This is a genomic window from Mycobacterium sp., assembly GCF_049802695.1.
Lineage (GTDB): Bacteria > Actinomycetota > Actinomycetes > Mycobacteriales > Mycobacteriaceae > Mycobacterium.
In genome coordinates this window covers 1-4,597 of sequence record NZ_JBARMY010000539.1, presented here as the reverse complement: position 1 = coordinate 4,597, position 4,597 = coordinate 1, and the positions used below count along the sequence as shown (strand labels likewise).

6 protein-coding genes are annotated in these 4,597 nt (G+C 69.2%); 1 reads left to right on the top strand and 5 read right to left on the bottom strand.

Annotation, left to right across the window (positions count from 1 at the left end; genetic code table 11):
* The coding region (locus WA317_RS21285; RefSeq protein ID WP_425174913.1) for an aminopeptidase P family N-terminal domain-containing protein at positions 1-351 on the bottom strand (351 nt) is incomplete at its 3' end.
* A 33-nt stretch (positions 352-384) separates the two neighbouring features.
* Here WA317_RS21285 and WA317_RS21280 point away from each other — a divergent pair.
* Positions 385-1,068, top strand: a complete 684-nt coding sequence (locus WA317_RS21280) for a B-4DMT family transporter (RefSeq protein ID WP_425174912.1) — start codon at positions 385-387, stop codon at positions 1,066-1,068.
* On the opposite strand, the gene aroQ is transcribed toward WA317_RS21280, so the two are convergent.
* The 4 genes from aroQ to aroC form a co-directional block, all read right to left on the bottom strand.
* Positions 1,065-1,499, bottom strand: a complete 435-nt coding sequence (gene aroQ / locus WA317_RS21275) for a type II 3-dehydroquinate dehydratase (RefSeq protein WP_425174911.1) — start codon at positions 1,497-1,499, stop codon at positions 1,065-1,067. The genes WA317_RS21280 and aroQ overlap by 4 nt on opposite strands.
* Positions 1,500-1,563: 64 nt before the next feature.
* Positions 1,564-2,649, bottom strand: a complete 1,086-nt coding sequence (aroB, locus tag WA317_RS21270; protein WP_425174910.1) for a 3-dehydroquinate synthase — start codon at positions 2,647-2,649, stop codon at positions 1,564-1,566.
* Complete coding sequence (locus WA317_RS21265; RefSeq protein ID WP_425174909.1) at positions 2,646-3,206, bottom strand: shikimate kinase; 561 nt, start codon at positions 3,204-3,206, stop codon at positions 2,646-2,648. The genes aroB and WA317_RS21265 overlap by 4 nt, the downstream gene beginning before the upstream one ends.
* A 5-nt stretch (positions 3,207-3,211) precedes the next feature.
* Entirely contained in the window at positions 3,212-4,414 is a 1,203-nt protein-coding gene (aroC, locus tag WA317_RS21260; RefSeq protein ID WP_425174908.1) for a chorismate synthase, read from the bottom strand.
* Between the last annotated feature and the right edge of the window lie 183 nt (positions 4,415-4,597).

Sequence of the window (4,597 nt, the reverse complement as noted above, 5' to 3'; positions counted from 1 at the left end):
CGCCCGACCAGCTTCAGCCGCGAGCGCGTCGTAAGCGTCCACGGTGACCACGTGGCTTTCGAAACCGAGTTGCCGGACGCCGGTGTCAGCGGCCCGCCCGGCCAGGTAACGTCCGCAGGCCCGCTCGATGGCCACCTCGAGGTCGGGCGCCTGCTGGGCGGCCTGGGTGCGGTACCGCCCGTCGGTGGCGAGCACCGGCGCACGGTCGTCCGCGTAGATCAGCAGCGCGGCGTTGGAGCCGGTGAATCCCGAGAGGTACCGCACGTTGATCAAGTCGGTGACCAGCATCGCGTCCACACCGTCGGCGCCGATTCGGGCCACAAGACGGTCTCGACGTTGTGAATGTGTCACGACCGTCGACGCTACTCGCTACGCTGTGGCCCCATGGCTAAGTGGATGGTGCGCGGACTGGTGTTCGCCGCTGCAATGGTCGTGGTCCGATTGGTTCAGGGCGTGCTGATCAACGCGTTCCAGACCATGGCCGGGTTGATCAGCGTCGCGCTGATCCTGTTGTTCTTGATCGCGGTCATGGTGTGGGGCCTGATCGACGGCCGTGCGGATGCCCGGGAGAACCCTGACCCGGACCGCCGCGCCGATCTGGCGATGGTCTGGCTGGTCGCCGGGCTGGTCGCCGGTGTCGTCAGTGGCGCGGTGTCCTGGCTGGTCTCGCTGCTGTACCGGGGCCTCTACGTCGGCGGTCTGATCAACGAGATCACGACGTTCGCCGCGTTCACGGCATTACTGGTGTTCCTGCCCGGTATGGGCGCGGTGACCCTGGGCCGGTATCTGATCGATCGGAAGGGCTCGGAGGCCCGGAGGCAGTCCGGTGAGGACGACGACGGGACCGACACCGACGTGTTCGACGCCGTGCGGGACGACTCCGGCGCGACGCGGCAGGCCGGTGCACGGGATCGGGATCAGGGCAGAACCGAGGCGGCCGCCGGCCAGCGCGACGACGAGCAGACTTCGGCGGTGGCCACCGCCGACCACACCCAGGCGGCGCCGGCCGGGTCGGATGCCGAACGGACCCGGCCCACCCGCACGTCGTCGAACGACGATGAGCGCTAGCTAGACGCGCCGGCGAGATAACGCAGCGCGAGCAGGTAACCCTGGGTGCCGAGACCGACGATCACCCCGGTCGCCACCGAGCTCAGATACGAATGCCGGCGGAACTCTTCGCGCGCGTGGATGTTGGAGATGTGCACTTCGATCAAGGGGGCGCGCAGCTCGCTGCACGCATCGCGCAGCGCGACCGACGTGTGCGTCAGGCCGCCCGCATTGAGGATCACCGGTTCCTGTGCGTCGGCGGCCCGGTGGATCCACTCCAGCAGTTGAGCTTCGCTGTCCGTCTGCCGCACAACGGTTTTCAGCCCGAGTTCCGCAGCGGCAGCCTCGATCAGCTCCACCAGGTCGTCATGGCTGGTGGTGCCGTAAACCTCGGGTTCGCGACGGCCGAGCCGGCCGAGGTTGGGGCCGTTGAGCACGTTGACGCGTTTCATTGGCGCCACTCCTCGATCCCGGCTCGAAAGCTGCCCGAGCCGGCACCATCGTCGTTGAAGCGCTTCACGCCGCCGCCACTTCTGCGTAGGCGGCCGCCAGCATCGCCGGATCGGGTCCCTCCAACCGGCCCGGCTTGGCCAGCCCGTCGAGAACCACGAACCGCAGCACCCCGGAACGGGCTTTCTTGTCGCCGGCCATGAACTCCAGCAGCTGCGGCAGCGCGTCGGGGTCATAGCTGACCGGTAATCCGAGCGACGCCAGAATCGCGCGGTGCCGATCGGCGGTGGCGTCGTCCAGGCGGCCGGCCAGCCGGCCCAGCTCAGCGGCGAACACCAGGCCCACTGACACCGCGGCGCCGTGCCGCCACTGATAGCGTTCGCGGCGCTCGATGGCATGGCCCAAGGTGTGGCCGTAATTTAGGATTTCGCGCAGCTGCGCTTCTTTCTCATCGGCGGCGACCACCTCGGCCTTGACGGTGACGGCGCGGCGCACCAGTTCCGGCAACACCTCGCCGTGCGGTTCCAGCGCCGCCTGCGGATCAACCTCGATGAGATCGAGGATCACCGGGTCGCCGATGAAGCCGGCCTTGACCACCTCGGCCATTCCGGCGGCGATCTCGTTGCGCGGCAACGTTTCCAGCGAGGCCAAGTCAGCCAGCACGGCCAGCGGTTGGTGAAAGGCGCCAACCAGGTTCTTGCCCGCGTCGGTGTTGATGCCGGTCTTGCCGCCGACGGCGGCGTCCACCATGCCCAGCAACGTGGTGGGCACGTGCACGATCGACACACCTCGCAGCCACGTCGCCGCCGCGAACCCGGCGACGTCGGTGGCAGCCCCGCCACCGAGGCTGACCAACACGTCCTTACGTCCGATTCCGATGCGGCCCAGCACTTCCCAGATGTAGCCGACGACCGGCAGCTCCTTACCGGCTTCGGCGTCGGGGATTTCGATGCGGTGCGCGTCGACGCCGCCGGCGGCCAGCCGGCTGCGGATCGACTCAGCGGTCTGCGCCAGCGTCGGCTGGTGCACGATCGCGATCCGGTGCCGGCCCACGACCAGCGCGTCCAGCTCACCCAGCAGTCCCCGCCCGATCACCACCGGGTAGGGCGGATCCACGGCGACCTGCACCGTGACCGGGGCGGTGTCGGTCATTTGTCCGCCTCGGCGCCGAAAGCGGGCCGGACCCCGGCGAGCGTGGCCGGCTCCCGGCCCAGCCGCGACACGATGTAGCGGACCACCGCTCCCGGGTTGCGGCGGTTGGTGTTGACCCGGATGGTCGCCACCCGCCGGTACAGCGGCACCCGCTGGGCCATCAACGCACGGAACTTCTCGGCCCGGTCCGGCCCGGCCAGCAGCGGCCGCACCGTGTTGCCGCCGGTGCGACGCACACCCTCGGCAGCGCTGATCTCGAGGAAGATGACGGTGTGCCCGGCCAGCGCCTCGCGCACCCCGGGCGTGGTGACCGCGCCGCCGCCCAGCGACAGGATGCCGTCGTGTTCGGCCAGCGCGGTGCGCACTACCTGTTCCTCGATGCGGCGAAACTCCGCCTCCCCGTCCTCGGTGAAGATGTCGGGAATGCTGCGGCCGGTCTGCTGCTCGATCGCGGCGTCGGTGTCGAGCATGTCGACTCCGAGCGCCTTAGCCAGCCGGCGCCCGATCGTGGACTTGCCCGATCCGGGCAAGCCGACCAATACCGCCTTGGGTGGCATCAGGATCACCCGGACGCCGGCACTTTGGGGGCGTCGCGCTGAGCGACCGAAGCCAGGTAGGCCTCGATGTTGCGACGGGTCTCGGTCAGCGAGTCACCGCCGAACTTCTCCAGCACGGCGCGCGCCAGCACCAGCGCCACCATGGTCTCCACGACGACGCCGGCGGCCGGTACCGCGCACACGTCGGAGCGCTGGTGAATGGCAACCGCTTCTTCACCGGTCGCCATGTCGACGGTGGCCAGCGCCCGCGGCACCGTGGAGATCGGCTTCATCGCGGCCCGCACCCGTAGCGGCTGGCCGTTGGTCATGCCGCCTTCCAGGCCGCCAGCCCGGTTGGTCGAGCGGACCACCCCGTCGGGGCCGGGATACATCTCGTCGTGTGCTTTCGAGCCCCTGCGGCGGGCGGTGGCGAAACCGTCGCCGATCTCGACGCCCTTGATTGCCTGGATGCCCATCACCGCGGCGGCGAGCTGGCTGTCGAGCCGGTTGTCGCCGCTGGTGAACGAGCCCAGACCGACCGGCAGCCCCAGCGCGACGGCCTCGACCACGCCGCCGAGGGTGTCGCCGTCCTTCTTGGCGGCTTCGATCTCGGCGATCATCGACTTCTCAGCCTGCTCGTCGTATGCGCGGACCGGACTGGCGTCGATGGCGGCCAAGTCACCGGCCTGCGGTGGTGGACCCTCGTAGGGCTGCGACACCCCGATGGAGATGACGTGGGACAACACCTCGACTCCGAGGGCTTGACGCAGGAACTGCCGCGCGACGGTGCCGGCCGCGACGCGCGCGGCGGTTTCCCGGGCACTGGCGCGCTCCAGCACCGGGCGGGCGTCGTCGAAGCCGTACTTGAGCATGCCGGCGTAGTCGGCGTGGCCGGGCCGCGGCCGGGTCAACGGCGCGTTGCGAGCCACATCAAGGTGGGCGTCGTCGACTGGGTCGGCGGCCATCACCGTCTCCCATTTCGGCCATTCGGTGTTGCCGATCTCGATGGCGATCGGGCCGCCCAGCGTGACACCGTGCCGCACTCCGGCCAGCATCGTGACCTGATCCCGTTCAAACTTCATCCGGGCGCCGCGGCCATAGCCGAGACGCCGACGGGCCAACTGGTCGGCGATGCCGTCGGAAGTGATCGTCACCCCGGCGACCATGCCCTCGACCACGGCCACCAATGCGCGGCCGTGGGATTCACCAGCAGTGGTCCATCGCAACACGTGTCCCATCTTCCCACGGCCGACGTAGGCAAGGGAAAAGCGTCAGCGTGCGGTGCTGGGTACTGTCGTCGAGTGATGGCGATGCGAATGGTTGGGCTGTGATGTCGGCGCGTGAGGAGGTCCTGGGCTGGGGCCTCGTTGACTGGGTCGAACTGGATCGAATCCACTGGTAAGTGGCGCAAG

Coding starts and splice junctions, on each gene's coding strand:
- WA317_RS21280 (WP_425174912.1), top strand. CDS start 385: ATGGCTAAGTGGATGGTGCGCGGACTGGTGTTCGCCGCTGCAATGGTC.
- aroB (WP_425174910.1), bottom strand. CDS start 2,649: ATGACCGACACCGCCCCGGTCACGGTGCAGGTCGCCGTGGATCCGCCC.
- aroQ (WP_425174911.1), bottom strand. CDS start 1,499: ATGAAACGCGTCAACGTGCTCAACGGCCCCAACCTCGGCCGGCTCGGC.
- WA317_RS21265 (WP_425174909.1), bottom strand. CDS start 3,206: ATGCCACCCAAGGCGGTATTGGTCGGCTTGCCCGGATCGGGCAAGTCC.